Below are 26,368 nucleotides of genomic sequence, written 5' to 3'. Positions count from 1 at the left end.
GGTGAGAAAACATGATCAGACCCATTATCGAGTTCTGCGCCAGCAACATGCACCACGGCACGCAGGAACTTTTCAATAAGCTTGAAACCAATCCCGAGTACGACGTGATCGAATACGGCTGTCTCGGCAACTGCACGGAATGCGACTACGGCCCCTACGCGATGGTCAACGGCGACGTCGTCGAAGCCGACACGATCGAAGCGTTGGAAAAAGCGATCGATGCGAAGATGAACGAGGAAGATCCGTGGGCGTCGCTTGATTTGGATTAAGCACAGAATTCAAGCAGCCGGAAGGCTGTAATTTCATAATCGACCGACAAGCTTTATCGGCAAGGGCGTTCTTTCCGGTAAAGCTTTTTTTGTTTGAAAATTTCACAATTCGAAAGCCTGAAAAAGCGAACGAAAAAGGACAAACTTGCTAATACATAAAGAACGAGGAAAGGAGAGAGGGAATGGAGCAAGAAAAAGACTTGATCGAACGGACTGTTGCCGGCAGTTCCGCCGCTTATGCCGAACTGTACGAACAAACGGCAGGGGATCTCTACAAGCTTATTCGTTTGTTGGTCGGAAATACCGAAGATGCGCAGGACGTGATGCAGGAAACGTATTTGCAGGCCCATCGGAATTTGCATCGGTTTGATCGCGATCGAGCTTTTCGGCCATGGGTTACGGGAATAGCGCTGCGTCAAGTCAAAGCCTGTCGCAGAAAAAGTTGGCTGCAGGCAAGGCGGATCGGTCGGGCAGCGCAATATAACCGGCGAACGGAAGAAGCGGACTTCGCGAACGAATCCGCGGAACGGTTGGATCGCGGAGAATGGATCGAACGCATCGAGCGGCTGCCATACAAGCTTCGCCAAATCGTAATACTGAAATACTTGAATGACTACGCGCAAGAAGAGATCGCGGAGATCCTGGGCATCCCGCTGGGGACGGTCAAGTCCAGAGTTCATGCGGCACTGGAACGACTGCGCAAAAGCGGGCCGAAGCCGTTTGAACAAGAAAGATCAGACTCTGCGGAGAATGCCCATCTTAAAACTGGGGGAAGATATTCATGAAAATCGAACAAGAACTTCGTTCCGCCCTGCAAAAAAGAACGTCCGATTGGGAAGCTCCGACACAAGTACTGCGCAACGTGACGGAGCAGATCGAAGCGGAGCAAGCGGCAGGCGGATCGGGCCATGCCGTTCGCCGCCATCGGCCGGTTCGCAAGCGGGTACTGGTCGGGATCCTTTCAGCGGTTCTGATCTTGCCGACAGGAGCTTACGCCGGATATCATTACTTGTCCGATTCCGTTTACGGTTCTAAAGCAAACTTCGGAGGCGATGCAAACGCCTATGAACAATTGGAAGCCAAACTGCAGACGGTGAAGTCGCAAATGTCGGATTCGGAATACGAACAATTGACGCGACTGCTGCGGGAAGCAGCGAGTTTATACAGTCAATATGCCAGGGAAGACGGACAATTGAAAAAAAGCGAAATGAGCGTCGAAGAGTTAGCGCGTTTGGATACATTGGAGCAAGAAATCAAAAAGAAAACCGCAGGTCTGGATACAAGCAAAGCAGCCAGTACACAGTTCGATGAAAACTTTACCGTGGAGAACTTCTGGGCGGAAGTGCTTGCGAAAGCGGAGCAGCAATTCGACTCGACGGACTATGCGAAATTCCGGGCGTTGGTCGAAACAGTGAAGAGTGATGTGGAAGCGGCGGATAAAACGACGGTGGAGCGGCTTAATTCGTATCTCTTGCCACTGGGTTATAAGGTGGAGCAATCGAACTGAAAACAAAATCAGCTTTGATGTTGACGCTTACAAAATTATGCGCTACAATGGCACCAATTCAATAAAACCGTAGGCATGTGACTGGTAAAGCAGGCAGGACCTAAAATGACGAATCGCGCGATTTGTCGTTTTAGGTCCTTTTTTGTATGAAAAATTGCTGAAACCTTTCATGAATGCCTAAAAAAGGAGCATAGATATGGACTATAAACGCACCGCATCCGAAGTCCTCAAACACGTGGGCGGCAAAGAAAACGTGGCGCATTTCGAACATTGCTCGACGCGACTGCGCTTTTCGCTCAAAGACGACAAGAAGGCTGACGTGCCGAAGCTGGAAAGCATCGAAGGCGTCATGGCGGTCAAAATGACCGGCCAATGCCAGGTCGTGATCGGCAACGACGTCATCGAAGTGTACGACAAGGTCGTCGATCTGCTCGGCCCGCGTTTCGCGGGAGACTCGTCGGAGGAAGGCGCTTCGGCGGGATCGGAAAACGGCAAACCGAAAGACAAGAAAAAGTGGGGCGCCGTGTTCCTCGATTTCCTGACCGGCGTGTTCGGGCCGCTCGTTCCGGCAATTGCCGGCGGCGGCGTGCTCAAGTCGATGCTGCTTTTGTTCAGCGTGATGGGGTGGATGGATTCGGACGGGCAAACGTATAAAATCCTGTTCCAAATCGGCGATGCGCCGCTGTACTTCCTGCCGCTGCTCGTCGCCGTGACGACGGCCAACAAGCTGAAGGTCAATCCGCTCGTGGCACTGTCGGCGGTCGGAGCGCTGCTGCTGCCGAACATGAACGCGATGCTGACGGAAGGCGCGCAGCTGTTCGGCTTCGACGTTCGCAGCATCGCTTACGCCTACCAAGTGTTCCCGGCGATCTTGACCGTGCTTTTGTACGCGCAAACGGAAAAGTTCTTTTCCCGATATTCGCCGAAAGTCATCCGCGTCTTCTTCGTTCCGATGATGTCGCTGCTCGTGACGGTACCGATCTCGCTGCTGCTGCTCGGGCCGCTCGGCTATACGCTGGGCGAAGGTTTTACCAAGCTCATCCTGGCCGTATTCGGCACGGTAGGCTGGGTCGCCGTCGCGCTGCTCGCCGCGGTGCTGCCGTTCCTGGTGTCGGTCGGCATGCACAAAGCGATGCTGCCTTACGCCATCAACGCGCTGAGCACAGGCGGCCGCGAGCTGCTGTACATGCCGGCGTCGCTTGCCCATAATCTCGCGGAGAGCGGAGCCTGTTTCGCCGTCGCGCTGCGTACCAAAGATCGGCGCCTGCGGGCAACGGCGATCTCGGCCGCGATCTCCGCGCTGTTCGGCATCACGGAACCTGCATTGTACGGCGTGACGCTGCAAAACAAAAAAGTGCTGTGGAGCGTCATGGCGGGCTCGCTCGTCGGCGGCGCTTTCGTGGGCATCGTCGGCTTGCAAGCTTTCGTAGCCGTCGGTCCGGGTCTGGCCAGCTTGTCCATGTTCATCGCCGAAGATCTTCCCGGCAATATCGTCAACGCCGTGCTCGGCCTGTTGATTTCGCTGGCCGTATCGTTCGTAGTCGCCTTGTTCTTGTTCAAAGAAAACAAGGTCGAAGCGTCCGGCCAAGCTTCCGCCGAACCGGCTTCGGGCCGCTCGGCCGCGCAGCAAGAACAGCAAACGTTCGCCGGCGCGCTTCAAGCCTCCGAAACATTCAAAAGCCCGGCGGTCGGGGAGCAAATCCCGCTGTCGGAAGTCAACGACGAGGTCTTTTCGACTAAAGCGATGGGCGAAGGCATCGCGATCGTTCCGTCGGTCGGCGAACTGTACGCTCCGGTGGACGGCAAGATCGAGATGGTCTTCGGCAAAAAGCACGCAATCGCGATGAGCACGCCGGGCGGCATCGAGCTGCTGTTCCATGTCGGCATCGATACCGTCCGGCTAAAAGGCAAACATTTCGATCCGCAGGTCCAAGCCGGCGATATGATCAAAGCGGGTGACCTGCTGATGAAATTCGATCACGAACAAATCGCCGCGGAAGGTTACGATCCGGTCGTGCTGACGATTGTGACAAGCAAAGACAAATACGCGGTAGACGTGAAAAATTTGAAAAAAGTCGGTCGTCAGGATACGCTGATGACCGTGACCGCGCTGACCACCTAATCCAATTTCGGGAGGAAACAAACGATGAATACGCATAGAGGATTTCCGAAGAACTTCATGTGGGGCGGCGCTATCGCCGCCAATCAGGCCGAAGGGGCATGGAACGTGGACGGCAAAGGGCCGTCGGTCGCCGACGTCGCCAGTTACAAGCCGCATTTGAGCGTGGAGGATTATGCCGGGCATGTAGGCATTTCCACCAAGATGATCGAAGAAGCGATGGCCGATCCGAGCGACAAAGATTATCCGAAGCGCCGCGGCATCGACTTTTACCATCGTTACAAGGAGGATTTAGCGTTGTTCGCGGAAATGGGCTTTAAAACGCTGCGGGTATCGATCGCGTGGAGCCGCATTTTTCCAACCGGAGAAGAAGAGACGCCGAACGAAAAAGGGCTGCAATTTTACGAAAACCTGTTTACCGAAATGCGGCGCCTGAACATCGAACCGATCGTTACGCTGTCGCACTACGAGATGCCTCTTGCGCTCAGCGTCAAATACAACGGCTGGGCCGAGCGCAAAGTGGTCGATTATTTCGCGAAGTTCAGCAAGGTTTGTTTCGAGCGGTACCGGAATCTCGTCAAATACTGGCTGACCTTCAACGAAGTGGACAGCATCAACCGCCACCCGTTCACCACGGCCGGCATCATCCCCGACCGCTGCCCCGAAGGACAGGAGGATCAAGTGGTCTATCAGGCGCTGCACCATCAGCTCGTCGCTTCGGCGATGGTGACGAAAGATTGCCACGAGATTATTCCGGGGAGCCAAATGGGCTGCATGCTGACCAAGCTGACGACGTATCCGAACACCTGCAACCCGGAAGACGTCGAAATCACGCTTCAGCGCAATTTGAACAATTATTTCTACTCCGACGTGCAGGTGTTCGGCGAGTATCCGATTCTGACATTGCGCATTTTGGAGAAAAAAGGCGTGTCGATCCATATGGAGCCGGGCGATCTCGAAACGCTCAAAGCGCATACGGTCGACTTCGTGTCGTTCAGCTATTACATGTCGCTTACCGAGTCGGCGCAGGAAGGCAAAGAGCGTACGGCGGGGAACACGATCATGGGCGTCAAAAACCCGTATCTGCCTTCGACCGATTGGGGCTGGCAGATCGATCCGGTCGGGCTGAAAATCTCGTTGATCGAGCTGTACGACCGTTACAAAAAGCCGCTCATCATCGTCGAAAACGGCATGGGCGCAGTGGACGAAGTCGCCGAAGACGGCTCGATCCGCGACGAGTACCGCATTCAATATTTCCGGGATCATTTCCGGCAGATGAAAGAAGCGGTGGAAGCCGGCGTCGACCTGTTCGGCTATACGAGCTGGGCGCCGATCGACTTGATCAGCGCGTCCACGTCGCAGATGTCCAAGCGCTACGGCTTCATTTACGTCGATCAGGACGATCTGGGCAACGGAACGTTGGCCCGCAGCCGCAAAGATTCGTTCTATTGGTACCAAAAAGTCATCGAGACAAACGGAGAAGAGATGTAACGGTTCGTACTCTCCCATCTTTCCGGCAGGAAGGTGATCATCGTGATCAAAATCAAAAAAGTGCTAAATTCCAGCGTCGTATTGGTGGAAGACAAGCAGCACAAAGAATATATCGTGTTCGGAAAAGGAATCGGCTACGGGCAAAAAACGGGCAGCCTGATCGACGAGAACCAGGTCGATCAGACTTTCGTTCCGGTCGACGATGTGAAGGTCAAAGAATATTTGGGCATGCTGGGCGCGATCGAACCCGTTTTTGTCGAGCTTACGCGCGAAATCATGACCTACGCCGAACACAAGCTTCAAAGCAATCTGAATCCCGGCACGTATTTCATGCTGATGGACCATTTGAGTTTCGCCGTGGAGCGCTACAAAAAAGACATCAATATCACCAATAAAGTATTCTGGGAAATCAAAAATTATTATCCGGAAGAATTCGAGATCGGCGTGTTCGCGCTCCGCTTGGCGAACGAGCGCCTGAACGTCGAGATGCCGAAGGAAGAAGCGGCGAATATCGCATTCCACCTGATCAACGCGCAGGGCCGGCAAGCAGAATCGAAAGACGGCATGCGCTACGCCAAACTGATCGGCGCGATCGTTAATCTGGTCCGCTATTCGCTGCATATCGATCTCGATGCGGAGAACATCCATTACACCCGCTTTATCACGCACGTCAAATTTTTCGTCGAACGTTTCTACGCCGATCAAATGCTGGAGGCCAAAGACGATCTGCTGTTCGAGCAGATCGCGACGCTTTACCCGCAGGCGATGGACGGGGCGTTCAAAATCAAAGATTACGTGAAGCAGGTGCACGGCAAAGTTATCACGAACGACGAGCTGACTTATCTGGCCGTGCATATCCATCGTTTGATGTCTTACAACGAGCTTGAATAATCGCTCGGAGAAAGACCTATTCGTTCAAGGGCGGGGGCCGGCTGCGCCTATTCAAGAACACGACTTTCCGCTGCGCGGTACTCGCACTCCTCTTTTTGGGGAGTGCTTTTTTGCCTTTCTACAAAGTGAAAGGCAAGCTGTTAGCCCATAAACAAAAAAGAAGCCGTACTCGGTCGGAGTACGGCTTCTTGAGGTGGTGAAATTCGTTCGATGTTTGAGAGATGCCCTGGCGCAGGGGAATTTCATGTAGAAGCGCCAGCGTTCGCCTTTGTTTTCAGGAAATCCCCATTATAGAATCTAATCCAATTTCCTGAAAGCAACACGCGATCGAAATGAAAGTTCCCCGGAGCCTTCGGCTCCTCCCGAACTTCGAGCAAATCAGATTTTACCGGCTGCGAGAAGCCGATCCCCTCTAACCGAGGTTGTGCTTCGACATCCACAATACGCCGCTTTTCAACATCCGCGGCACGCGCCCCGTAATCGACGTATCGCCGATCACGTTCAAGCCGAACCCCGCTTTTTGACCAAGCGAACCCAGCATGCCTTTCAGCTTGATCGGCTTAAGCTTCGGCGTCTCGTTTTTCCAGAATGCCAACAGCACATGCGCGATCTGTTCGCCCTGCGCTTCGGCCGCTTGGGCGCTCGGCGCAAACTGGAGACTGGCGCAGTCGCCGCAAACGAAAATCTCCGGATGATCTTCGATCTGCGAATAATCGTTGACGATGACGCGTCCCGAACGGTCCTTGGTCACGTTCAGCTTTTGTACCACTTCGACGGGTTGAATCCCTGCGGTCCAGACCACGGCATCGGAATGCATCAGTTCGTCGCCGTTATACAGCGCATCCTGTTCTACGCGGCTGATCGAGACTTTGTGGCAGACTTCGACGTCATGTTTTTTGAACCATTCCTGCACGTAACGCGAAATCCGAGGCTGGTAGGAAGACAGGAGGCGGTCGCCGCGGTCAAGCAGCGTGATCTGAAGATCATGCCGACTTTCGCGCAGCTCCGCAGCCAACTCGATGCCGCTCAGGCCGCCGCCGACGATATGAACATGCGAAGACGGCTTCATGCTGCTCAGCTTGTCGTTGGTTCGACGCGAAGCATGCAAAGACTGAATGCTGTACGAAAATTCTTCCGCGCCCGGAACGCCGTGGTAGTTGTCCGTGCAGCCCAGCGCAATAACAAGCTGGTCGTACGGAACCGGTTCGTCGTTTTGCAGCAGAACCTGTTTGTTTTGAATATCGATCTGTTCCACCGTGCCGAAATGCTTGGTCATGCGCGGATGGTCGGGGAACGAAATACGCAGATGGTGGTCCGATACCGTTCCGGCCGCCAGCGCGTAATATTCCGTTTTCAGTCCCATGAAAGGCAGACGGTCAATCAAAGTCACATTCACGTCGGAAGGAAGCTTTTCGAGAAGTCCGTCCAAGATGGTCAGGCCGCCATAGCCTCCGCCGAGAATAACGAGATTTTTCATGTGCAGGTCTCCTTGTGAGTGAAATGGTGGAAAGAACGGAGCCGGCAGCGGTCTTCGACGAATGAGGGCGGCCGACTTCGAATTTGATCCGGAATCTTGAGCGAACGTCTCTCCAAACTCCAGCTTGAACTCGGACGCTTACCGGTCTATAGTCTGTGCGATTACTCGTAAACTTCGATTTCGTTGTAGAACGTGTCGCGCTCTACCGGAATGCGGCCGGCTCCTTTGATGAGCCAGATCAGTTCTTTGCGCGTCAATCCTTCCGGAGTGACGGCGCCCGCCGCGTGGCTGATCCGTTCTTTGACAATCGTGCCGTGAGCATCCGACGCGCCGAACGTGAGCGCCATCTGCGTAAGCTGCGTGCCGATGTTGATGAAGTACGCTTTGACGTGGTCGATGTTGTCGAGCATCAGGCGGCTGATCGCGATCGTCTTCAAATCCTCGTAGGCCGAGTTGCGGCGCATGATGCTGGCGTTGCGGTTTTTCGGCTGCATGGACAGCGGAATGAATACCATGAATCCGTTAGTCTCGTCTTGAAGCTCGCGGATTTGGATCATATGGTTGATACGGTCTTCGTAACTTTCGATCGAACCGTACAGCATCGTCGTGTGCGTGCGCATACCCAATTTGTGGGCCGTGCGGTGCACTTCGAGGTAGCGATCCACGTTGGCTTTGTTTACGCGCATTTTTTTGCGATACTCGTCAGACAGAATTTCCGCGCCGCCCCCTGTCAAGGATTGAAGTCCTGCTGCTTGAAGCGCTTTGAGTACGTCTTCAATAGACATGCCGCTGATGCGCGTGAAGAAGTCGATTTCCGCCGCGGTATAAGCTTTGATCGTGACTTCCGGGAAATGCTTGTTCAGCGCGGCTAACGAATCCACGTAATACTGGAACGGTACATGGTTGTTGTGGCCGCCTACGATATGGAATTCGCGTACGCCCGGCGTGATGTTTTCCTCGACGTAACGAACCATTTCGTCGCCGCTCAGGGTGTACGAACCTTCTTCGCCCTGGTCTTTGCGGAAGTTGCAGAATGCGCAGTGGGCTTCGCAGACGTTGGTGAAATACAGGCTCATGTTTTCGATAAAATAGACTTTTTTGCCGTTCTTGCGCAGATTGGCTTCGTTCGCCAACTGGCCGATCGTCAAAATATCCTCGCTCTGATATAAATAAACGCCGTCTTCCAAGCTCAAACGCTGTCCGTTATGGACCTTTTCCGCGATTTCAGCCATGCGCTTATCCGTTGTCGGATTGATGATTGTAGACATTAGTGTGAACCTCCTCGTTGATCCCGAGGCGGCGCGGATTGCGCCGAACGGGCGGGTCCGGGTGTAACCGGAAAAATTGGACTACCGACAAAAGCAAAGCCGCTTTATGCGGCAGCTATCTGGCCAAAACGCGCTTGCGTTTTGAAAAAGGTGTGAAAAAAGTTACATCGAGCGGCCTGTCTTCGTCTAATATCGGCATTTTTGGCCCGCTCTTTTTGTCGAAATTCCGAAAATTTAAAAGGTCATTCCTTTCCCATTATAAACCTAGTCGCGAAACGGGGCAATACGAGTTTAATATGTAAAAATAACCATATTGAAAATCGGGCCGCCAAAAGGATTATCAGGAAGAAGGCCGCCTAAATGCTTGAGTCATGGGGTATAGAGGCGTATAATGCAAAGAGAAAGCGCAAAGGAGGAAAAACCATGATCGAAATCACGGAAGCGGCCGCTTCGCGCATTAAAGACATGCTGGAGCAGCAGGAGACGCCGGGCATGTTTCTTCGACTGGGCGTAGCTAGCGGCGGTTGCAGCGGTTTTTCGTATGCAATGGGCTTTGATAATGAAGAGTCCGATGCGAACGACGTATATATGAGTGTAGCGGATATCAAAGTAGTCGTGTCCAAAGACGATCTGAAATATCTGAACGGTTTGCAAGTGGACTTCGAAGAATCCGGCATGAGCGGGGGCTTTACGATCTTCAATCCGAACGCGGTTGCGACTTGCGGTTGCGGATCTTCGTTCCGTACGCGGGAAGAAGACGAAGTGCTGGCACAGCCTTGCGATTGATCGATTGCAGTTGATTAGACAAAGTTTTCAGCTTGGATGCCATTTCCGGGCTGGAAGCTTTTTTTATAGGCCGGATTGCCGGTCGTTTATTTGGTTGCGCGGCGTTTTGTGAATTGCGGCGCAATCTTCGTCGGGGACCGCTTGGCGGATTTCTTGAGCATTCCGTACAAGGTGTTTGGAAACAAAATTACCGGGTCTGCCGGATTTTATTTTACGATTTAAGGAGGAGTACCGCATGAAGTCGGTTTCCGTAGAAAGCATTGTCAAAGCGTTCAAACTGGAGGTTTTGTCGGGAGCAGAGCGTCTGGATCGCGAAATCACCCGTTCTAAAGCCCACCGCCCCGGATTGGAATTCGTCGGCTACTTCGATTATTTTCCGATGAATCGGGTTCAGGTGTTGGGACGCAAAGAGATTACATATTTGCTCCAGCAAACGGTAGAGGAACGCAGGCTGCATATTGGTAATATCGTCAAGTACCATCCGCCGTGCTTTATCGTGACGACGGGGCAGCAGGAGATTCCTTTTCTCGAAATGTACTGCGACCAGGAAGGTATTCCGCTGCTGCGTACGCAGGATAAGACGACGGAATTTATCACCAAGCTGGACGGTTATTTGTTAAAAGCACTGGCGCCGGAGATGTCCATTCACGGCGTGTGCATCAACGTCTCGGGCATCGGGGTTCTTTTGCGCGGGCGTTCGGGAATCGGGAAAAGCGAGACGGCGCATACGCTGATCGGTCGCGGGCATCGTTTCGTGGCGGATGACGTTGTGGTGCTCAAAAAGCTCGGTCCGGCCACGCTGCTGGGGACGCATAATACGATCACGCGCGAGTTTTTGGCACTGCGGAGCATCGGGTTGATCAACGTGGTGCGGCAGTACGGGCGAACGGCGTTCCAGGACGAGACGCGTATCGTCCTGGACATCGAGTTGACGCCGTGGGAAGATAAAGCGCTCAACAATGATCTGGAGGTGGCGGACCAGTTCACGGAATATTTGGGCGTTAAAATTCCGCATATCGAGATTCAGCTTCAGCCGGGGCGCGATACGTCGGGACTGATCGAGGCTGCGGCGAATAATTGGTATCTGAAGCAGCTGGGGTATAGTGCGGCGGAGGAGTTTATGGGGCGGTTGTCGGACGAGATGCCGGGGTGAGCGTGACACTGCGGATGTGGGGGCTGCGGCGAGGCGAGGCGATTCTGCCTGGTCGCTTATGCTCGTTTTCCTGACGGAAAGCCGAAAGTCGCTCCCATGCAGAATCGCCTCGCCTAGTACCTTGTCAACTCTTAATCATAGGATTACGTTCGACTGAAATGCACACGCTCTAGGTGCGTTTCAGTCGGGCGTAACCTTACCTTTACTTTAGCGTTGACAAGGTACTGGCGGCACGTCCTCGTGTGTGGGGAAGGAAAAGAAAGGACGAAGAGCTGAATCAAGACATTTAAAGTCAACAGATTGAAATGAATTTAAAAAGGCTGCCCTTCGCGGATGCGATGTGGGCAGCTTTTTTGAAAATGAGCATGTACATGTATAGTTTAGTTATGTAGTTTGTTTTCATCTTTTTTATTAAAAAGTAGACATTTCTCTTCAAGAAGCTGAAAATTGCAAGAAAGATTAACAAAGAAAATTTCTTTTTTCTCTACTACTCTTCGATATAAGCGTTCTGCTTGTTCATTGATTTTTGCTTCATTGGATAAAATAAATTGGTATTGTTTTTGTAAAAGAATCGAGTACTTTTCTTCTTCGTTTGCAAAGATTATTTCTTCTAGTTCAGTAGGTAATACGGGAATCATATTATTTATATGTATAAGACCCAGTTTGTCATTCTCATTTGTTCGACTATGTAGTTTGAAAATTGTATCATTCTTTTTATATTTATCTTGAGATTTTTTATAAGACGATAAGGGCGCAAAGTAATTATATAATCCGATATGAACAACAATACCTATATACGCTCTCGTTCCGTTATAGTTATCTTGTACTTTGTTATCAAAGGTTTTTAAGTAGTTTACGTACTCGTTTTTCAATCTGTAAAATTTCATATGTCCTCTCCTCTAATAAGAAAAGACGGCATTTAAGCCGTCTTTTCTTCGCACTTAAGTTGGTAGCGAACACCGATTTTTTCGTTCGCCTTTGATGGGAGCGAGACCCCAATTTTTTCGTTCGCCCTTTATGGTGGCGAGACACCAAATCGTTATATCCAAATTATACCTTGTTTCTTCAAACAGTTCAACCCAACAAAGTCCGATCGTCCGCCATCTTTTTGCCGCTGATCCGTTCGAATTCGGTCATCAGGCGTTCGACGGTCAGGTGCTGTTTGTCGGCTTCGCCGATGTCGAGGATGATGCGGCCTTTGTCCATCATGACGAGGCGGTTGCCCAGGCGGATAGCTTGTTCCATATTGTGCGTGACCATCAAGGTCGTCAAATTCATGTCGCGAACGATCTCGTCGGTCAGCGACGTGATCAGTTCGGCGCGGGACGGGTCGAGTGCGGCGGTGTGCTCGTCGAGCAGCAGGATCTGAGGGCGGGTAAATGTTGCCATCAGCAGGCTGAGCGCTTGGCGTTCGCCGCCGGACAGCAGGCCGACTTTGGCGTTCAGGCGGTTTTCCAGGCCGATGCCGAGGCGGCTCAGTTCGGCTTGGAAGATTTTGCGCCGGGCGCTGCTGACGCCGAAGGAGAAGCCGCGGCGTTTGCCGCGCAGATAAGCCATCGCCAGATTTTCTTCGATGGTCATGCGCGGCGCGGTGCCGGCCATCGGATCTTGGAACACGCGGCCGATCCAGCGGCTGCGGCGGTGTTCGGGCAGGGCGGTGACGGAACGGTCGCCGATGACGATATCGCCCGTATCGGGCTTCATTACGCCGGAGATCATGTTCATCAGCGTTGATTTGCCTGCGCCGTTGCTGCCGATCACGGTGACGAAGTCGCCGGGATTCAGCTGCAGCTCGATGCCGATCAAAGCGATTTTTTCATCGATCGTGCCGGAGTTGAACAGTTTGGAAACGTTCGAAACATGCAGCATCAGCGTTCGCCTCCCGGAGTGGTTTCGAGTGACTTGAGCAGCTCGGCCGAACGCTTTTTGGCAGCTCCGCGTTGTTTGAGCGCACTGCGTACTGTCGGGAAGACCAGCGCAATAATCACGATAATAGCGGTAATCAGTTTCAGGTCGGACGTCTCGAAGCCTTTGATTTGCAGGGCCAACGAGATAACGATCCGGTATACGATAGAGCCGAGCACGACAGCCAGCGTAGCGCGGAAGACGGTTTTGGCACCGAATAGCGCTTCGCCGATGATCACGGAGGCTAGTCCGATCACGATCATGCCGATCCCGGACGTCGCGTCCGCGAACGACGATTGCTGCGCGATCAGCGCGCCGGACAGAGCGACAAGGCCGTTGGACAGGCTGATGCCCAGAATCGTCGTGTTGTCCGTATTTGCGCCGAAGCTGCGAATCATGCGTTTGTTATCGCCGGTCGCGCGCAGCGACAAGCCCAGATCCGTTTTCATAAAAGCATCCAAAGCGAACTTGAAGATCAGCACGACCACGATCATGAACGGAATCGGCGGGAATACGCCGAGCACGGTGTTTTCGCCCATGATCGACACGTTCGGCATGCCGAGGATACGCAGATTGATCGAATAGAGCGCAATCATCATCAGAATCCCGGATAAAAGGCCGTTGATTTTTCCTTTCGTATGCAGCAGTCCGGTACAAGCACCCGCGAGCATACCTGCCAGAATCGCGGTCAGCGAGGCCAGCCACGGTGACACGCCATGCGAGATCATAACGGCTGCGGTAGCTGCGCCTGTCGTGAAGCTTCCGTCAACCGTGAGATCGGGGAAGTCGAGAATGCGGAAGGTGATATAGACGCCAAGCGCCATCAGGGCGTAGAGCAGACCCAGATAGACGGCGCCGGGCAGAGAGCCGACGAAATTTTCGAACATAAGTGACGCCTCCTGTGTCAAAAGGGATCGCACATGGTCTCGACCGGATCTACGCTTCGCGCCCGATTGAATGTACAGGCATGAACGTGATCTTCAGGCGAGGCAACGTAACGGGTTAACAGATATTGAGGGAAAACAAAACGGGATGAAGCACACGCTCATCCCGTTTCTTTTCGCTTCATGCGTGCTGCGTTCGTTGATCATGAAGCGTGCGCCGTGACATTGCTTTACCGTCGGAACCTGACCGGTGAAGCAATGACGGCTGCGATGCGGTTTATTGAATGATATTGTTTTCCTGGTCCTGTACTTTGCCTTTCATCTCGTCGGTCACTTCGATGCCTTGAGCCTCGGCGGCTTTGAGATTCAGGATCAAGTCCAGTTTTTCCTGCATGGCGACGGGGAGGTCAGCCGGTTTTTTGCCGTCTTTCAAAATTTGAACCGCCATCTCGCCTGCTTGGTAGCCGTGATCGTAGTATTTGAAGCCGACTGTTGCGAACGCGCCTTTTTCTACCGTGTCGCGATCGCTGGAGAAGAACGGAAGCTTGTTGTCGTTCGCGATCTTGATGATCGTATCGACAGCGCTGACCACCGTGTTGTCGAGCGTGATGTAGAGGGCATCGACTTTGCCTACGAGCGACTGGGCCGCCTGTTGCACTTCGGACGTGTTGGTCACGGCTGCTTTTACCAAAGTGATGCCGTGCGCGCCGAGTTCTTCTTCTGCACGATCTGCCATGACGACGGCATTCGGTTCGCCTTCATTCAAGACGAGTCCCACCGTTTTCACGTTCGGCAGTTCTTCGGCGATGAAATCGGCCAACTGCTTGATCGCTTCAGGGTTGGTATCGGATGCACCCGTTACGTTAGCGCCCGGCTGTTCCATGCTGGCTACGATCTTGGCACTGACCGGGTCGGTTACGGCCGCGAACACGACCGGAGTTTCTTTGACCTGTGCGGCAACGGCTTGAGCGGAAGGCGTTGCAATCGCGAAAACGAGATCGTTATTTGAACCTGCCAGCTTTTGCGCGATCGACAGATTGTTCGTCGAATCGCCTTGGGCGTTGTTGTAATCAAGCGTCAGGTTCTCGCCTTCGACGATGCCGGCATCTTTGAGCGCTGCAATAAAGCCTGCGCGCGTCGCGTCAAGCGACGGATGCTCCACGATTTGCGAAATCGCGATTTTGTACGTTTTAGCATCAGTGTTGCTTGCCGTGTCGCCGCCGTCAGCCCCTGTAGGCGAGCTGTTTTGGCTGCAACCGGCCAGAGCGGCGAGCGATAGTGTCAGAACAAGCGGAAGCCATTTCTTTTTTAACATAATCTTAGAACCCCTCTCTCTGATAGCTTGCCTAACTTCGATAAAATCAGACAAGGTGCTAACTCTCTGAATGATGCAGCGCGCAGCAGAACTTGAAATAGAAGCGTGCGATACCAAACATTGTGCTGAACCTGGATTGTTTAATAAGAAACCGCGAAACCGCATTGTAGCTTTCGTGCGAGAAAGTGACAAAGCATGTGAGGGCAAATAAACAATCTGGCGGATGTTTTCCCCTATCTTACGTTGAGTTTTTACCGGCAGTCAATCCACAATCGCATCTTTTCTCAAATAAAAAAGGTTCGTTCCCGAAATCGACTTCGATTTCAACGGAACGAACCTTTTTTCGGCCATGTTGGTCAGATGCGACGGAAGCCGCCCGACATTCCGGCTCCATAACGGTCGACCATGCTGACGAGCAGCAGGACGGCCGCTACCCAATGACCGAACATACCTACAACCGGGACGGATACGAGCAGACAGGTGACGATACCTGCTGCCGATCCGTAAAACGATTGACGGTGCTGCAACGACAACAAGAGGGTGACAGCGTGCAAAGCGAACATGACCACGGAAATGCCCCAACCGCTTCCCATGACTACCATACCGCCCAACAGTGGAAGACCGAGCATAAGCTCGAACAGGCCGCTGATTCCTTTGAACGTACGTGCGAGCACCATATGATACTCCCCCAGATTCCTTATGTGTTTAAAAGACAAGACACCGTATACTACCCATTTTTTCGGGCGGCGAATCATCCGGTAAGGAGTTTACATCGAATAATCGGTAATCCGCATGATGAAATCATTCCATGTTACGCCGTACATTTGCCATTGCACCAGCGCGATGATCGCCAAATGGCCGGGATAGAAAGAGCGCCACAACCAGCGGGGCACGCGTACTTCCGTTTTCGCCTTCGGAGAAGCGGACTGAATGCCGGCAATGAAAAAGGTGGTGATCATGCTGAAAAATTGAATATCGGAAGTCGCTCGGAACCCGAGAATCCAAATCGCGTTGATCGCGAAATGAGCGGCGACCATCGACCAGGCATTCGGCAGGTACCGGTAAGCCAGCACGAGAAGCACGCCGTAAGTGCCGTAATCGAATTTGAGCGCTTCCATCGGCAAATACGTAACGGCCGTGAGCACGAAAGCCACAAAAACCTGGAGCCAGGCTTGACCTTTGAAGTAATCGACCGCCATCAAGATCAACAGCGAGACGAACAAAGTACCGATCACGTTGACGCCGCTCGTAAAGAACGTAAACATGAACGGAATCTGCGATACCAAGGCGAGTATGAACAATCGAAAGGCATAACGCTTTTGGCTGCGCGTACGGCGGTATCCCACTACCAATAGATAGCAGTAAATAGGGAAAGCGATCCGCCCGACGATACGCATCCACCGTTCTTCAAAGAAAAAAACAGCTCCCAAATGATCGATCAGCATCGTAATCATGGCAATCAACTGCATGCCGGCTTCACGCTCCTTCTTCCGTTATAGGAATTTGTCCTGCACGCTCCACCAGGTCAACGTCAGGCAAACGATGAGGAAGACGGTGAACGCAATCACGGGACCGAAGCGTTTTTCTTTCCAAAATTTAATGCCGAGCATCACCATGAACGCGGCGATCATCAATAGGATGATGACTTCCGCAATCGAGATGACCCAGTATAAACCGCTCGCGAATTTTTCCACGGAGGTTCCTCCTTGTCCATAAATAGAAACGGATCATGATCCGCCAAAAAGCGTATCTAGTACCATGACCGTATTGAAGCAGTGGTTGAAGCGGCGAACCCTTCCTAAAGCATGAAGGGTTCGATTCGCACGCAGCCCTCATATCGAACGCAGTCAAAGTACTAGAAGAAATGAGATTTGTCACGTTTCCTTCCCATCATACCATGTTGCGCATGCGTCGGTACAAGCAATAACGTTGTGCATAAAGTTATCCCCAAATCCACAGCGTCGCAACAAGCATACGGGCGTTTTATACCCACATTATACACAAGTTGCACACAGAAAATGGGGGATAAGCGCGTCTTTTCAGCCCAGCAAAAAGCCCGTTATACCGGGCGCTGACGCGCTGGAGTGCATAACGGGCTTATATACAGGCACTTTATGTCGATTTTGTGGATAATTTATTGAATCCTGAGATCAGACAAAGCTAACGGATTAACGTTTCATATTGCTGCTGTGACCCGGGGACAATTTGGCTTCCGGATCAAAGTAGACTTTAGCGTTGTTGACGGCCGTCGGCGCTTCGCCGAATCCGACCGCGATCAGTTTCAGCTTGCCTGGATAAGTCGTGACATCGCCGGCAGCGAAGATTCCCGGAATGTTGGTTTCCATGCGCGTATCGACCACGATGGAATTGCTTTGGATCTCGATGCCCCATTCGGAGATCGGACCGAGCGAGGATACGAAGCCGAAGTTAACGATTACGTCGTCGACTTCAATTTCCTGCGTCTCGCCCGTCTTCACGTGAGAGAGAACTACGCGCTCAATGCGTTCTTCGCCGACCAGTTCCGTGATTTCCGTCGGCGTCACGACATTCACTTTGGAGGCCATCAGGTTCTCGACGCTGTGCTCGTGGGCGCGGAACTTGTCGCGACGGTGAATCAGCGTAACCTCTTCCGCGATCGGCTCCAACATGAGCGCCCAGTCGACTGCGGAGTCGCCGCCGCCGCTCAGCAATACTTTGCGGCCCGCAAACTTGCTCAGGTCGCTAATAAAGTAATGCAAGTTGACGCCTTCGAAGCGTTCAGCGCCTTCCAGACCCAGACGGCGCGGCTCGAAGGCGCCTACGCCCGCCGTGATAATCACGGACTTGGCGTAATGCACGGCTTTGTCGGTCGTGACTTTGAAGCGCTGTTCGTCTTCTTTGTCGACCGCGATTACTTTTTCTTCGAGGCAGATTTCCTGTTCGAAATGATTCATTTGTTCGATAAGCTGGTTAACCAATTCCTGTGCGGTTATTTTCGGGAAACCGGCTACGTCGTAGATATATTTTTCGGGATAAAGGGCAGCCAATTGTCCGCCAAGCTGAGGCATGCTTTCGATCAGCTTTACGGATGCTTGACGCATTCCCCCGTAAAAAGCAGCAAATAGTCCGGCCGGACCGCCGCCGATGATAAGAATATCAGCGATGTTTTCGCCGTTGTGGATCTCTGTCACTTGATAAGCACCTCCGAAGGTATCGATCATTATGAATCACTATGAATCTATCGCAATGATTTTATTTCTCAATTCCCATCTATTATAAACTCGTTTTTTACCGGATTGCAAAGCGAATTCCCGGCTTTTTTCTTTGTCCATACCTTGGAGGCTCGCGGTTTTGGCTTACGTGCCGTGTGAGTTCCGTAATAGGGGGGATAAAAGGCGCGGTATGGCTGGCTCTTTGGCAACTATGAATATTTTTTGTCTGTTCTGCGTCCAAATTTCAAATTTTGTTTTGTAATATGGTCGGGAAAAGCGTACAATGTATGTGATAAAAGTCGCAGTCAAGATGCGGACGGGATAAGCAACCAATAGGGAGAGTTCTCTCCGTTTTTGTGTAAGATTTCACATGAGGCTCCAACCTTTTAGAGGTTATCCCATAAATGACTATTGAATCGAAAAGGGGTAAGGAAAACAATGAACAGCATTCCCAAAATCGTAATTCTGGGTGCGGGATACGGCGGTATCCTCACAGCTCAAAACCTGCAAAAGAAACTCAAAAACAACGAAGCCGACGTTACACTGGTTAACCGTCACGACTACCACTACTTCACGACGGAACTGCACATGCCAGCAGCTGGCACGCAGCCGGACACGAAGACTTACGAGAAAATCTCGAACCTGATCGACGAGTTCAAGATCGATCTGGTGAAATCGAACGTAACGGCAATCAAGCCGGAAGAGCGTCAAGTCGTGCTGGAAGACGGCACGCTTTCGTACGACTACCTGGTTATCGCTCTGGGCGGCGACCCGGAAACATTCGGCATCCCGGGCATGAAAGAACACGCCTTCTCGATCCGCAGCATCAACTCCGTGCGCGCAATCCGCGAGCATATCGAGACGCAATTCAAAGAATTCAAAAAAGACGGCGACGAAACCCGCCTGAACTTCGTAGTCGGCGGCGCCGGCTTCACGGGTATCGAATTCGTCGGCGAATTGGCGAACCGTTTGCCTGAACTGGCGAAACAATACGGCGTAGATCCTTCGAAGGTCGGTCTGTTCAACGTCGAAGCGGCTCCTTCCGCTCTGCCAGGTTTCGATCCTGAGCTGGTAACCTATGCGATGGATACGCTGACGAAAAAAGGCGTAACGTTCCGCATCGGCGTACCGGTTAAAGCTTGCGACGAAAACGGCGTAACCGTTGGCGAAGGCGAGCGTATCGAAGCGAAAACCGTAGTATGGACCGGCGGTATCCGCGGTAACCACCTGATCGAAGACGCCGGATTCGAAGCGATGCGCGGACGCGTCAAAGTTGACGAGTTCCTCAAAGCTCCGGGTCATGAAAATGTCTTCATCATCGGCGACGGTTCGCTTATGATCGGACCAGAAGGCCGTCCGTACCCTCCGACTGCGCAAATCGCGATGCAACAAGGCGAGCGCGTAGCGAAAAACCTGATCGCGACTATCCGCGGTCAACAAACCGAGAAATTCGCATTCAGCAACAAAGGTACTGTCGCTTCCCTGGGTAAAGGCGAAGCCGTAGCCGTTGTCGCGGGCAAGAAAATCAAAGGCTGGCCGGCAGCTCAACTGAAAAAAGTAGTTGATGCTCGTTACCTGTTCATCATCGGCGGCATGGGTCTCGTGCTGAAAAAAGGCCGTTTCCTGTAAACTGAGGTTTTGATGAGAATCTATTTCGCGTCGGGCAACCGAGTGAAATGTTCCGAATCCACTTTTTAAGCAAGATCAATAAAAAGGCTGTCTTCGCTCCGTGCAAACGGGTGCGTCGACGGCCTTTTTTGCATCGTCGCGATCTGAACGTCTTGTTTGATTTCATGTTTGGATGAATCTTGGAAAATGCCCGTTATGCTGAATAGGAAGGAGGGACGTTCATGAGTTACAAATTGCTGATCGTCGACGACGAACCGGATATCCGCGATATGTTGAGCAGCTATTTTCGAAAATGTGGATATGAAGTGCTTTTGGCGTCAGAAGGAGAGGAGGCGGTTCGTTTGGCGGGTCGTCACCCGGATCTGATTCTGCTCGATATCGGAATGCCCGGTATGGACGGACTGGAGGTTTGTCGCAGTCTGCGGGATACGGTGGCCTGTCCGATTTTATTCCTGACCGCTCGGGTCGAGGAAGTCGACAAGGTCAACGGGTTCGCCGTAGGCGGAGACGATTACGTGGTTAAACCTTTCGGTATGGCCGAATTGGCGGCTCGCGTCGCTGCCCATTTGCGAAGAGAGGAACGTCAGATAAGCAGGGCGGAAGTGAAGTTTACGGGTGGGCTGGTCATCAATTACTCGGCGGCAGAAGTTACGTATCGCGGGGTCAGCATTCCTTTAACGAGACAGGAGTACCGAATTGCGGAACTGCTGTCTCTGCATGTAGGACGAGTTTTCGATAAAGAGGAGATGTATGAGCGAATCTGGGGCATCGACGGAGAAGGCAGCAGTGCTGTCGTGGCTGAACATGTGCGTAACTTAAGAGGCAAACTGAGTGCAGCCGACGTCGATTCTCCAATCGAAACGATGTGGGGGTTGGGGTACAAATGGAAATCTTGAATGCAAGACCGATTCGGGCAAGAAAGTTCGGGGCACGTTCCATACTTACCGAGTTTATGTTGCTGACCGTGGTATTGGTGTCCGGGGTCGTTTGGCTATCGCAAATGACTACGCATGAAGCATCGAGCCGATACGGAATTTTAAAGGCTTCTTATTGGGATTCGATTCCTTACGAGATGCTACCGATCAATGCAGAGGGTCAACCAACCAAAGTCGGCGCGGACGATTGGAGCGGCGATCGAAGACTGGTTTATGAAAATGACCGATCTTCGCCAGGTTTCGCTGATTTCACGTTCGTTCATAAGCTGAAAGGCGTTTTCTACCTGTTCGTCCAATATGCTTCTCCTTATCTCTACACCATCTTGTTATGCGGCGGCGGATTATTTCTGTTCTACCGCCGCCGCATTCGTCAACCGCTTCAAGCGATGATCGAAGCAGCCAATCGTGTAGCGAATGGAGACCTCGACTTCCGCGTCGGCATTCGCAGTCGTGACGAATTTGGCCGCATCAGCGAAGCATTTGAACAAATGCGCGCCGCCCTCGAACAAAGCAATCGCGAAAGCTGGCGAATCGCCGAGGAACGCAAGCGCCTGAACGCCGCCTTTTCACACGACCTGCGTACTCCGCTATCCGTGTTAAAAGGCCGTATCGACCTGCTCGCCGACTTTTACCCCTCCGGCAATCTGGATCGTGAAGAGACCGTGTCCGCCATCTCGGCTCTCCGCCGAAACGCCGACCGACTTGAGCGCTACGTCACCTCCATGACTTCTGTGCAAAAACTTGACGATCTACAACCTCAGCCACGCGAAATCGAGCTGACGGAACTGGCCGAGGAACTGCAAGACATCGCCAAGTCCTTGTCGGGCGCTAAAACAATCACAACCAACGAAATCCTGCCCGGCGTCCTCAACTTGGATTCCAGCATCGTATTCCGCGTATTCGAAAATCTAATCGCCAACGCCGAACGCTTCGCAACCGAATCGATTCAAATCACGTTTCATACAACACCCGATTCTTTTGCCTTCACCATAACCGACGACGGCCTCGGCTTCACCCCGGAAGCGCTCAAGCGCGCAACCGATCCGTACTATCGCGGCAGCGACAAAGAAGCCGACACCCACTTCGGCCTGGGCCTGTACCTCTGCCGGCTGCTATGCGAAAAACACGGCGGAGTCTTAAGCGTGGGCAATGTACCTTCCGGCGGAGCCGAAGTAACAGCCAGGTTCGGAAGTTATGCGTAATTTGTTTCTATATAAGGTAAATCAACGTCGAATAGCACCTGCCCTCGTGAAAGTTGACGATTCGCACACATTTTACGAGAATAAGCGCTAATTTTTTGAAAATGTTGATGAAATATCAACATATTTATATAGTAAAGCTCATTATGGCGTGATTTCGGAAAAATTGTTGACCAAACGTCAGCATTTAAAGCAAAAAAGGAAGTTAGCGCCGCAAAATGTTGACGATTCGTACACATTTTCGCTACGCGCCTTTTCCGATTCGACAGCCGCCGCCAGCGGCGCATCGAATCCCGTGCACAGCGCGCCCCGAGCTTAAAGCGATTGCGCAGCCATCGCTTGCTCTACCTTTTCATTCCCACCCCGGCAGCAGGCGGGAAAAAGCGAAGCGCCCTGGACGATTGAAATCCGGGGCGCTTCGGCTCTATCGTTAAGTATGCGTACGTGCCCAGCGTTCCTGCGGGAGGCGAAGTGTTCGAGTGGAGAGCCTGCTTATGCTTCCGATGCGAGTTTTCCTTCCAATGAAATTTCCCGATTACAGGAAGCGACGAAACCGAACACTTCGCCGGACGCACGCTCCAAAACTCCCCACCACGCACGCAAAAAAAGCGCCTAAGACGACAACCTAGTCGTCCCAAGCGCTTTCCCGAACCTTTTTCCCGCCTGCTGCGGTTAAACCTTCAACATCTCCACGGCCTTTTCCCAATCCAATAAATTCCCGACGTAAAACGCCCCGAATTCTCCGTACCGGGCGCTGACTTCGTCGAATCTCATTTCATAAATCAGCTTCTTGAACTGCAGCGCGTCGTCCGAGAACAGCGTAACGCCCCATTCCCAATCGTCAAAGCCGACCGAGCCGGAGATGATTTGCTTTACTTTGCCCGCGTAGCCGCGTCCGATCATGCCGTGGCTGCGCATCATCGATTTGCGGTCGTCCATCGACAGCATGTACCAGTTGTCGTTCAGATCGCGCTTTTTGTTCATCGGGTAGAAGCAGATATGCGCGGACTTCGGCAATTCCGGCTTCAGGCGAGCGATGATCTGCGGATTTTGCATCGGGTCTTCGCCTTCTTTGCTCAGATAGTTGCTAAGCTCCACGACGCTCACGTAGGAATATTCCTTTTTCGTGAACTTGGCGAAGTCGGTTTTGTTGAATTCCGTCTCCAGCTTGTTCAAGTCGTCCAGCGTTTCGCGCAGGTACATGAACACGAAATCGGCTTTTTGTCCCACGATCGAATAGACCGCCGTGCTGCCCGTTCCGGCTTCGGCCGTTACGGAGAACTCTTTCATGAACTCTTCCAAGTCTTCCATTGCTCCGGCACGTTCTTCCTGGTCAGCCGCTTTCCACAGCGTCCAGTCGATCGAGCGGAAATCGTGTAAACAGTACCAACCTTCAAGCGTAAGCGTAGCTTCATTCATGAATCGTATCACTCCCAAATCAAATTGTATGGTGGAGATTTTCACAAACCTTGCTGCAAAAATCCGTCTGTACAGATGCAAAAACACTTCCGGTAACTCCCATTTTCCATTGTATCGCAATTGAGAAGAGAAGGGCAATTCACTCTGCAAAAAAATCCCCTCCCTAAAAATAGCTCTCGTTGTAATCGCGCTTCATAAGAAAACAAGCATTCCGAAGCCCGAACGCATCTGAATGAGCGGCTGGTTTGTATTCCTCGAAATTTGGGTGCTTTCCGCCCTTTCATGCCGAAGGAATTGTGGTAAAATGAAGGGGCTCCAAAGAACCTGTCCACAGCCAAGGGCGCGTTCCGAGGAGCACATCTATTTTTACGCGCAATTTTGCAAGGACAAGAGGGGGACATCCGCCGATGCGCATGAAGAGTTTGTTACACTACACGGAACATCACCGTTATTATACGTATCGCGATTTCAGCCTTAGCAATCTGGACGAACGTATGTTGAGCTTGGTTTACCAGCCGATGGTTGGGACGTCCGCCATTGCTTTATACCGCCTGCTGACCCAGCACCTGCCAGCGGAGCAGACCGGGTACTCCAAACCGGAGCCGCAGCGCGGATTGTTTTTGACACTCGGCATCGAACCGAACGATCGGGGACGTACGGTGATGGTCGAGAACGCATCGAAACTGGAGGCTGTCGGGCTGCTTCAGACGCATCGTCTGTACGTGCCTGAACAGGACCAGTATATGTACGAATACGAGCTTCAGCAGCCGCTTCCGCCGTCCGACTTTTTCGCGACGCAGCATCTGACTTTGCTTCTGCGCGACCGGATCGGCAAGTTCGCGGTATTGGCGTTGCAGGAGCGTTTTTGGAGCGGGGAGCCGGAAGAGTTTAGAGAGCTTGGGCGTGCCGCCAAAGAAAACATCTCGCAGCCTTTTTACGAGATTTTCGAACTGAATACGCATGTCATCGACTACGAGTTGGAGCAGGCATTATCCGAAGCTTCGCCTGCCCGCCGTCAAAGCAAAAACATGCCGGTCGAAGATCCGTTGTTCGATTATTCCGATGTCATTCTGCATTTCCCGCGCGGCGCGCGCAACCGTCAATTCGTCGAAGCACTGCGGCATAATCGGGAACAGATGGGCATGATCAACCACGTCGCACGCAAATTTGATCTGAACGTCGAGGACATCGTGCGCCTGTTGGACGAGGAGGGGATCTTCTCGAACGATGGGGAGTTGATGCTCGACAACCTCCAGAATCGTGCCAATCTGACTTTCCGGCAAACGGCAAAACGTACCGAAGAACGTCAGGTTCGCGCCGCTCGGGTCATTCGCCCGGAAGAACCGGAAACAGCGAACGACATGCCGGTCGAACACGCCGTGGAAATGGAGTATTACCTCGAAGTCCCGGCGCAGTTCCAGTCGAAATGCGATATTCACCAATATAATATGTTGCTTCGCAACGAGCCGTACACCGGCCTGCTGCGCAACTTTTTCCCCGGAACCGTTCCGGGACCGTGGCTCGACATGTTCAGCAAGATAGATCTGAGCTACAAATTGCCCGGCGAAGTCATCAACGTGCTGATCCACTACCTCGTCACGTTGCTCGGTAAAGACGGCGATCAACGCATCAGCCGCAACTTCGTCGATTCGATCGCCTCCAACATGCTGCTGCGGCAGATCGACACCTACGAGAAAGCCGTCCGGTATATTCGCGATCAAAACAATCCGAAGCGCCAAGCCGCACCGCAAAACGGTTCCCGTGCTCGCGCGCAAGGCAAAGCCGCCCGAGGCAAACCGGAATTGCCGATCGTGCAAAACACGCCGGTGCAAACCGCCGTCAGCGATGAAGAGTTTGCTGAATACGTGCGATTGGCTGAGCAAAGAAAAGCAAGCAAAAATACGCCGCGGAGTTAATCGTTTGTTCGAGATACGGATTGCCGTTACTTTTTTGGAAAGGAGGTCAAACGAAATGGATTCGATCGGAGACGTGCTCAAGCAAATGGGCGGCTCGCGTATTCGTCAGCGGACCGAAGATTTGAAAACGAAGATTTTGAACGAACCGGAAGTTCGCCAACTGAGGCTGCGTTACCCGGATCTGGCCGAACAGGAATTGACTCGGAATCTCAGTCGGTTATACGAATTCGTGAAGGAAAAGAAACATTGCGACAATTGCCCGGGGCTAGAAAATTGTCCGAATGATTTTCAAGGTCATTATACGAAATTGAGCGTCGACGATGTGAACGGTCAGCGGCGTATCCGGGATTACAAAGCTCCGTGCAACTTGCAGCTGGCTCATGAACGCGATAAGCAAATCAGCAGCCGCATCCGGAGCTTTTACGTGGACGAGCGCGCTTTACAGGAAGGCTATGACGATGTCGAGATCATGCGCAAAGATCCGGTGCGTTCGTCGGCGGTCATGCAGGTTTTCGATTATATCGATCAAGCAAAAGCTTCCGGACTTCAGAAAAAAGGGCTGTATCTGCAAGGGCCGTTCGGTACGGGCAAGACATTCCTGATGTGTTATCTGCTGCATGAGCTGGCCAAGGAAGGCCATTCCGGCGTGATCGTCTACATGCCCGACTTCGTGGAAGACGTCAAATCGATGATTCAGGACGGAGAAAAGCTGCGCGATACGATCGAGTTGATGAAAAACACCGATCTGTTAATCTTTGACGACATCGGCGCGGAAAATATGGGACCCTGGGTTCGCGACCATGTGCTCGGATCCATATTGAATCATCGCATGAATCGAAAGCCGACGTTCTACACCTCCAACTATTCGCTGTCCGATCTGGGCAAACACCTGAGTTTTACCAACAAGGACGGAGAAGAAGCGTACAAGGGAGAACGTTTGATGAACCGAATCTCGCCTTTCGTGGAAACCATTCATGTACTGGGCGAAAATAAGCGGGGATGAGGCATGGCTTC

General features: G+C 52.3%; 24 protein-coding genes. 13 read left to right on the top strand and 11 right to left on the bottom strand.

Translation table 11 applies throughout. The annotated features are described in order from the left end of the window. Nucleotides 1-11 precede the first annotated feature (11 nt). The 6 genes from SACSAC_RS25210 (at nt 12) to SACSAC_RS25185 (ending at nt 6,277) form a co-directional block, all read left to right on the top strand. Nucleotides 12-269 (top strand): YuzB family protein, encoded by a 258-nt coding sequence (locus SACSAC_RS25210; protein ID WP_037291195.1) that lies wholly within the window; start codon nt 12-14, stop codon nt 267-269. A 182-nt stretch (nt 270-451) separates the two neighbouring features. Further along, nucleotides 452-1,054, top strand: a complete 603-nt coding sequence (locus SACSAC_RS25205) for a sigma-70 family RNA polymerase sigma factor (protein WP_037291194.1) — start codon at nt 452-454, stop codon at nt 1,052-1,054. Further along, the gene (locus SACSAC_RS25200; RefSeq protein ID WP_037291192.1) at nt 1,051-1,776 is read left to right on the top strand and encodes a phosphatase PAP2 family protein; all 726 of its coding nucleotides are present in this window, start codon (nt 1,051-1,053) and stop codon (nt 1,774-1,776) included. The genes SACSAC_RS25205 and SACSAC_RS25200 overlap by 4 nt, the downstream gene beginning before the upstream one ends. A 196-nt stretch (nt 1,777-1,972) precedes the next feature. Next, on the top strand, nt 1,973-3,898 hold the full coding sequence (locus SACSAC_RS25195; protein ID WP_037291191.1) for a beta-glucoside-specific PTS transporter subunit IIABC: 1,926 nt from the start codon (nt 1,973-1,975) through the stop codon (nt 3,896-3,898). 24 nt (nt 3,899-3,922) lie between these two features. Next, nucleotides 3,923-5,386 (top strand): glycoside hydrolase family 1 protein, encoded by a 1,464-nt coding sequence (locus SACSAC_RS25190; RefSeq protein ID WP_037291189.1) that lies wholly within the window; start codon nt 3,923-3,925, stop codon nt 5,384-5,386. A gap of 42 nt (nt 5,387-5,428) precedes the next feature. After that, complete coding sequence (locus SACSAC_RS25185) at nt 5,429-6,277, top strand: PRD domain-containing protein (RefSeq protein WP_084778362.1); 849 nt, start codon at nt 5,429-5,431, stop codon at nt 6,275-6,277. A 412-nt stretch (nt 6,278-6,689) separates the two neighbouring features. Here the strand turns inward: SACSAC_RS25185 and SACSAC_RS25180 are convergent, their stop codons facing one another. Further along, the gene (locus SACSAC_RS25180; protein WP_037291187.1) at nt 6,690-7,754 is read right to left on the bottom strand and encodes an NAD(P)/FAD-dependent oxidoreductase; all 1,065 of its coding nucleotides are present in this window, start codon (nt 7,752-7,754) and stop codon (nt 6,690-6,692) included. 161 nt (nt 7,755-7,915) lie between these two features. Beyond that, nucleotides 7,916-9,022, bottom strand: coding sequence for an aminofutalosine synthase MqnE (gene mqnE / locus SACSAC_RS25175; RefSeq protein ID WP_037291184.1), 1,107 nt, complete (start codon nt 9,020-9,022; stop codon nt 7,916-7,918). 423 nt (nt 9,023-9,445) lie between these two features. On the opposite strand from mqnE, the gene SACSAC_RS25170 reads away from it, so the two are divergent. Continuing rightward, nucleotides 9,446-9,808 carry a HesB/IscA family protein gene (locus SACSAC_RS25170; RefSeq protein WP_037291182.1) on the top strand — a complete coding sequence of 121 codons (363 nt, stop codon included), beginning with the start codon at nt 9,446-9,448 and terminating at the stop codon, nt 9,806-9,808. A gap of 235 nt (nt 9,809-10,043) precedes the next feature. Next, a complete protein-coding gene (gene hprK / locus SACSAC_RS25165) occupies nt 10,044-10,961 on the top strand; it encodes an HPr(Ser) kinase/phosphatase (protein ID WP_037291180.1) in 918 nt (305 codons plus the stop codon). A 380-nt stretch (nt 10,962-11,341) separates the two neighbouring features. On the opposite strand, the gene SACSAC_RS25160 is transcribed toward hprK, so the two are convergent. The 8 genes from SACSAC_RS25160 to SACSAC_RS25125 form a co-directional block, all read right to left on the bottom strand. Continuing rightward, complete coding sequence (locus SACSAC_RS25160) at nt 11,342-11,848, bottom strand: type III toxin-antitoxin system ToxN/AbiQ family toxin (protein WP_037291179.1); 507 nt, start codon at nt 11,846-11,848, stop codon at nt 11,342-11,344. Nucleotides 11,849-12,035: 187 nt separating this feature from the next. Continuing rightward, nucleotides 12,036-12,830, bottom strand: coding sequence for an ABC transporter ATP-binding protein (locus SACSAC_RS25155; protein WP_037291176.1), 795 nt, complete (start codon nt 12,828-12,830; stop codon nt 12,036-12,038). Continuing rightward, entirely contained in the window at nt 12,830-13,753 is a 924-nt protein-coding gene (locus tag SACSAC_RS25150; protein WP_037291173.1) for an ABC transporter permease, read from the bottom strand. Before SACSAC_RS25150 ends, SACSAC_RS25155 begins: the two co-directional genes overlap by 1 nt. Before the next feature lie 274 nt (nt 13,754-14,027). After that, a complete protein-coding gene (locus tag SACSAC_RS25145; protein WP_037291170.1) occupies nt 14,028-15,065 on the bottom strand; it encodes an ABC transporter substrate-binding protein in 1,038 nt (345 codons plus the stop codon). A gap of 356 nt (nt 15,066-15,421) precedes the next feature. Beyond that, nucleotides 15,422-15,742, bottom strand: a complete 321-nt coding sequence (locus SACSAC_RS25140; RefSeq protein ID WP_051507410.1) for a hypothetical protein — start codon at nt 15,740-15,742, stop codon at nt 15,422-15,424. 90 nt (nt 15,743-15,832) lie between these two features. Further along, nucleotides 15,833-16,534: a TraX family protein gene (locus SACSAC_RS25135; RefSeq protein ID WP_051507409.1), complete on the bottom strand. Its 702-nt coding sequence runs from the start codon at nt 16,532-16,534 to the stop codon at nt 15,833-15,835. Between the two features lie 24 nt (nt 16,535-16,558). Then, nucleotides 16,559-16,759: a hypothetical protein gene (locus SACSAC_RS25130; protein WP_037291168.1), complete on the bottom strand. Its 201-nt coding sequence runs from the start codon at nt 16,757-16,759 to the stop codon at nt 16,559-16,561. Between the two features lie 474 nt (nt 16,760-17,233). Continuing rightward, entirely contained in the window at nt 17,234-18,265 is a 1,032-nt protein-coding gene (locus SACSAC_RS25125; RefSeq protein WP_051507408.1) for an NAD(P)/FAD-dependent oxidoreductase, read from the bottom strand. A gap of 429 nt (nt 18,266-18,694) precedes the next feature. On the opposite strand from SACSAC_RS25125, the gene SACSAC_RS25120 reads away from it, so the two are divergent. The 3 genes from SACSAC_RS25120 to SACSAC_RS25110 all read left to right on the top strand — a co-directional run bounded on the left by SACSAC_RS25120 (nt 18,695) and on the right by SACSAC_RS25110 (nt 22,022). Next, entirely contained in the window at nt 18,695-19,885 is a 1,191-nt protein-coding gene (locus tag SACSAC_RS25120) for an NAD(P)/FAD-dependent oxidoreductase (protein ID WP_037291166.1), read from the top strand. A 221-nt stretch (nt 19,886-20,106) separates the two neighbouring features. Continuing rightward, nucleotides 20,107-20,781: a response regulator transcription factor gene (locus SACSAC_RS25115; RefSeq protein ID WP_037291165.1), complete on the top strand. Its 675-nt coding sequence runs from the start codon at nt 20,107-20,109 to the stop codon at nt 20,779-20,781. Beyond that, nucleotides 20,769-22,022 (top strand): HAMP domain-containing sensor histidine kinase, encoded by a 1,254-nt coding sequence (locus SACSAC_RS25110; protein WP_051507407.1) that lies wholly within the window; start codon nt 20,769-20,771, stop codon nt 22,020-22,022. The genes SACSAC_RS25115 and SACSAC_RS25110 overlap by 13 nt, the downstream gene beginning before the upstream one ends. Before the next feature lie 669 nt (nt 22,023-22,691). Here SACSAC_RS25110 and hemQ read toward each other — a convergent pair. Beyond that, nucleotides 22,692-23,438 (bottom strand): hydrogen peroxide-dependent heme synthase, encoded by a 747-nt coding sequence (gene hemQ, locus SACSAC_RS25100; RefSeq protein WP_037291162.1) that lies wholly within the window; start codon nt 23,436-23,438, stop codon nt 22,692-22,694. A 407-nt stretch (nt 23,439-23,845) separates the two neighbouring features. On the opposite strand from hemQ, the gene SACSAC_RS25095 reads away from it, so the two are divergent. Both SACSAC_RS25095 and dnaI read left to right on the top strand, forming a co-directional pair. Beyond that, a complete protein-coding gene (locus SACSAC_RS25095) occupies nt 23,846-25,354 on the top strand; it encodes a replication initiation and membrane attachment family protein (RefSeq protein WP_037291161.1) in 1,509 nt (502 codons plus the stop codon). A 55-nt stretch (nt 25,355-25,409) separates the two neighbouring features. Beyond that, nucleotides 25,410-26,357, top strand: a complete 948-nt coding sequence (dnaI, locus tag SACSAC_RS25090; RefSeq protein ID WP_037291160.1) for a primosomal protein DnaI — start codon at nt 25,410-25,412, stop codon at nt 26,355-26,357. The last annotated feature ends 11 nt before the right edge of the window (nt 26,358-26,368 follow it).

The sequence above is a fragment of the Saccharibacillus sacchari DSM 19268 genome (genome assembly GCF_000585395.1).
In the GTDB taxonomy this organism is placed as follows: domain Bacteria; phylum Bacillota; class Bacilli; order Paenibacillales; family Paenibacillaceae; genus Saccharibacillus; species Saccharibacillus sacchari.
The sequence above is the reverse complement of the archived record's forward strand: the minus strand, read 5'-3'. Positions and strand labels throughout refer to the sequence as shown.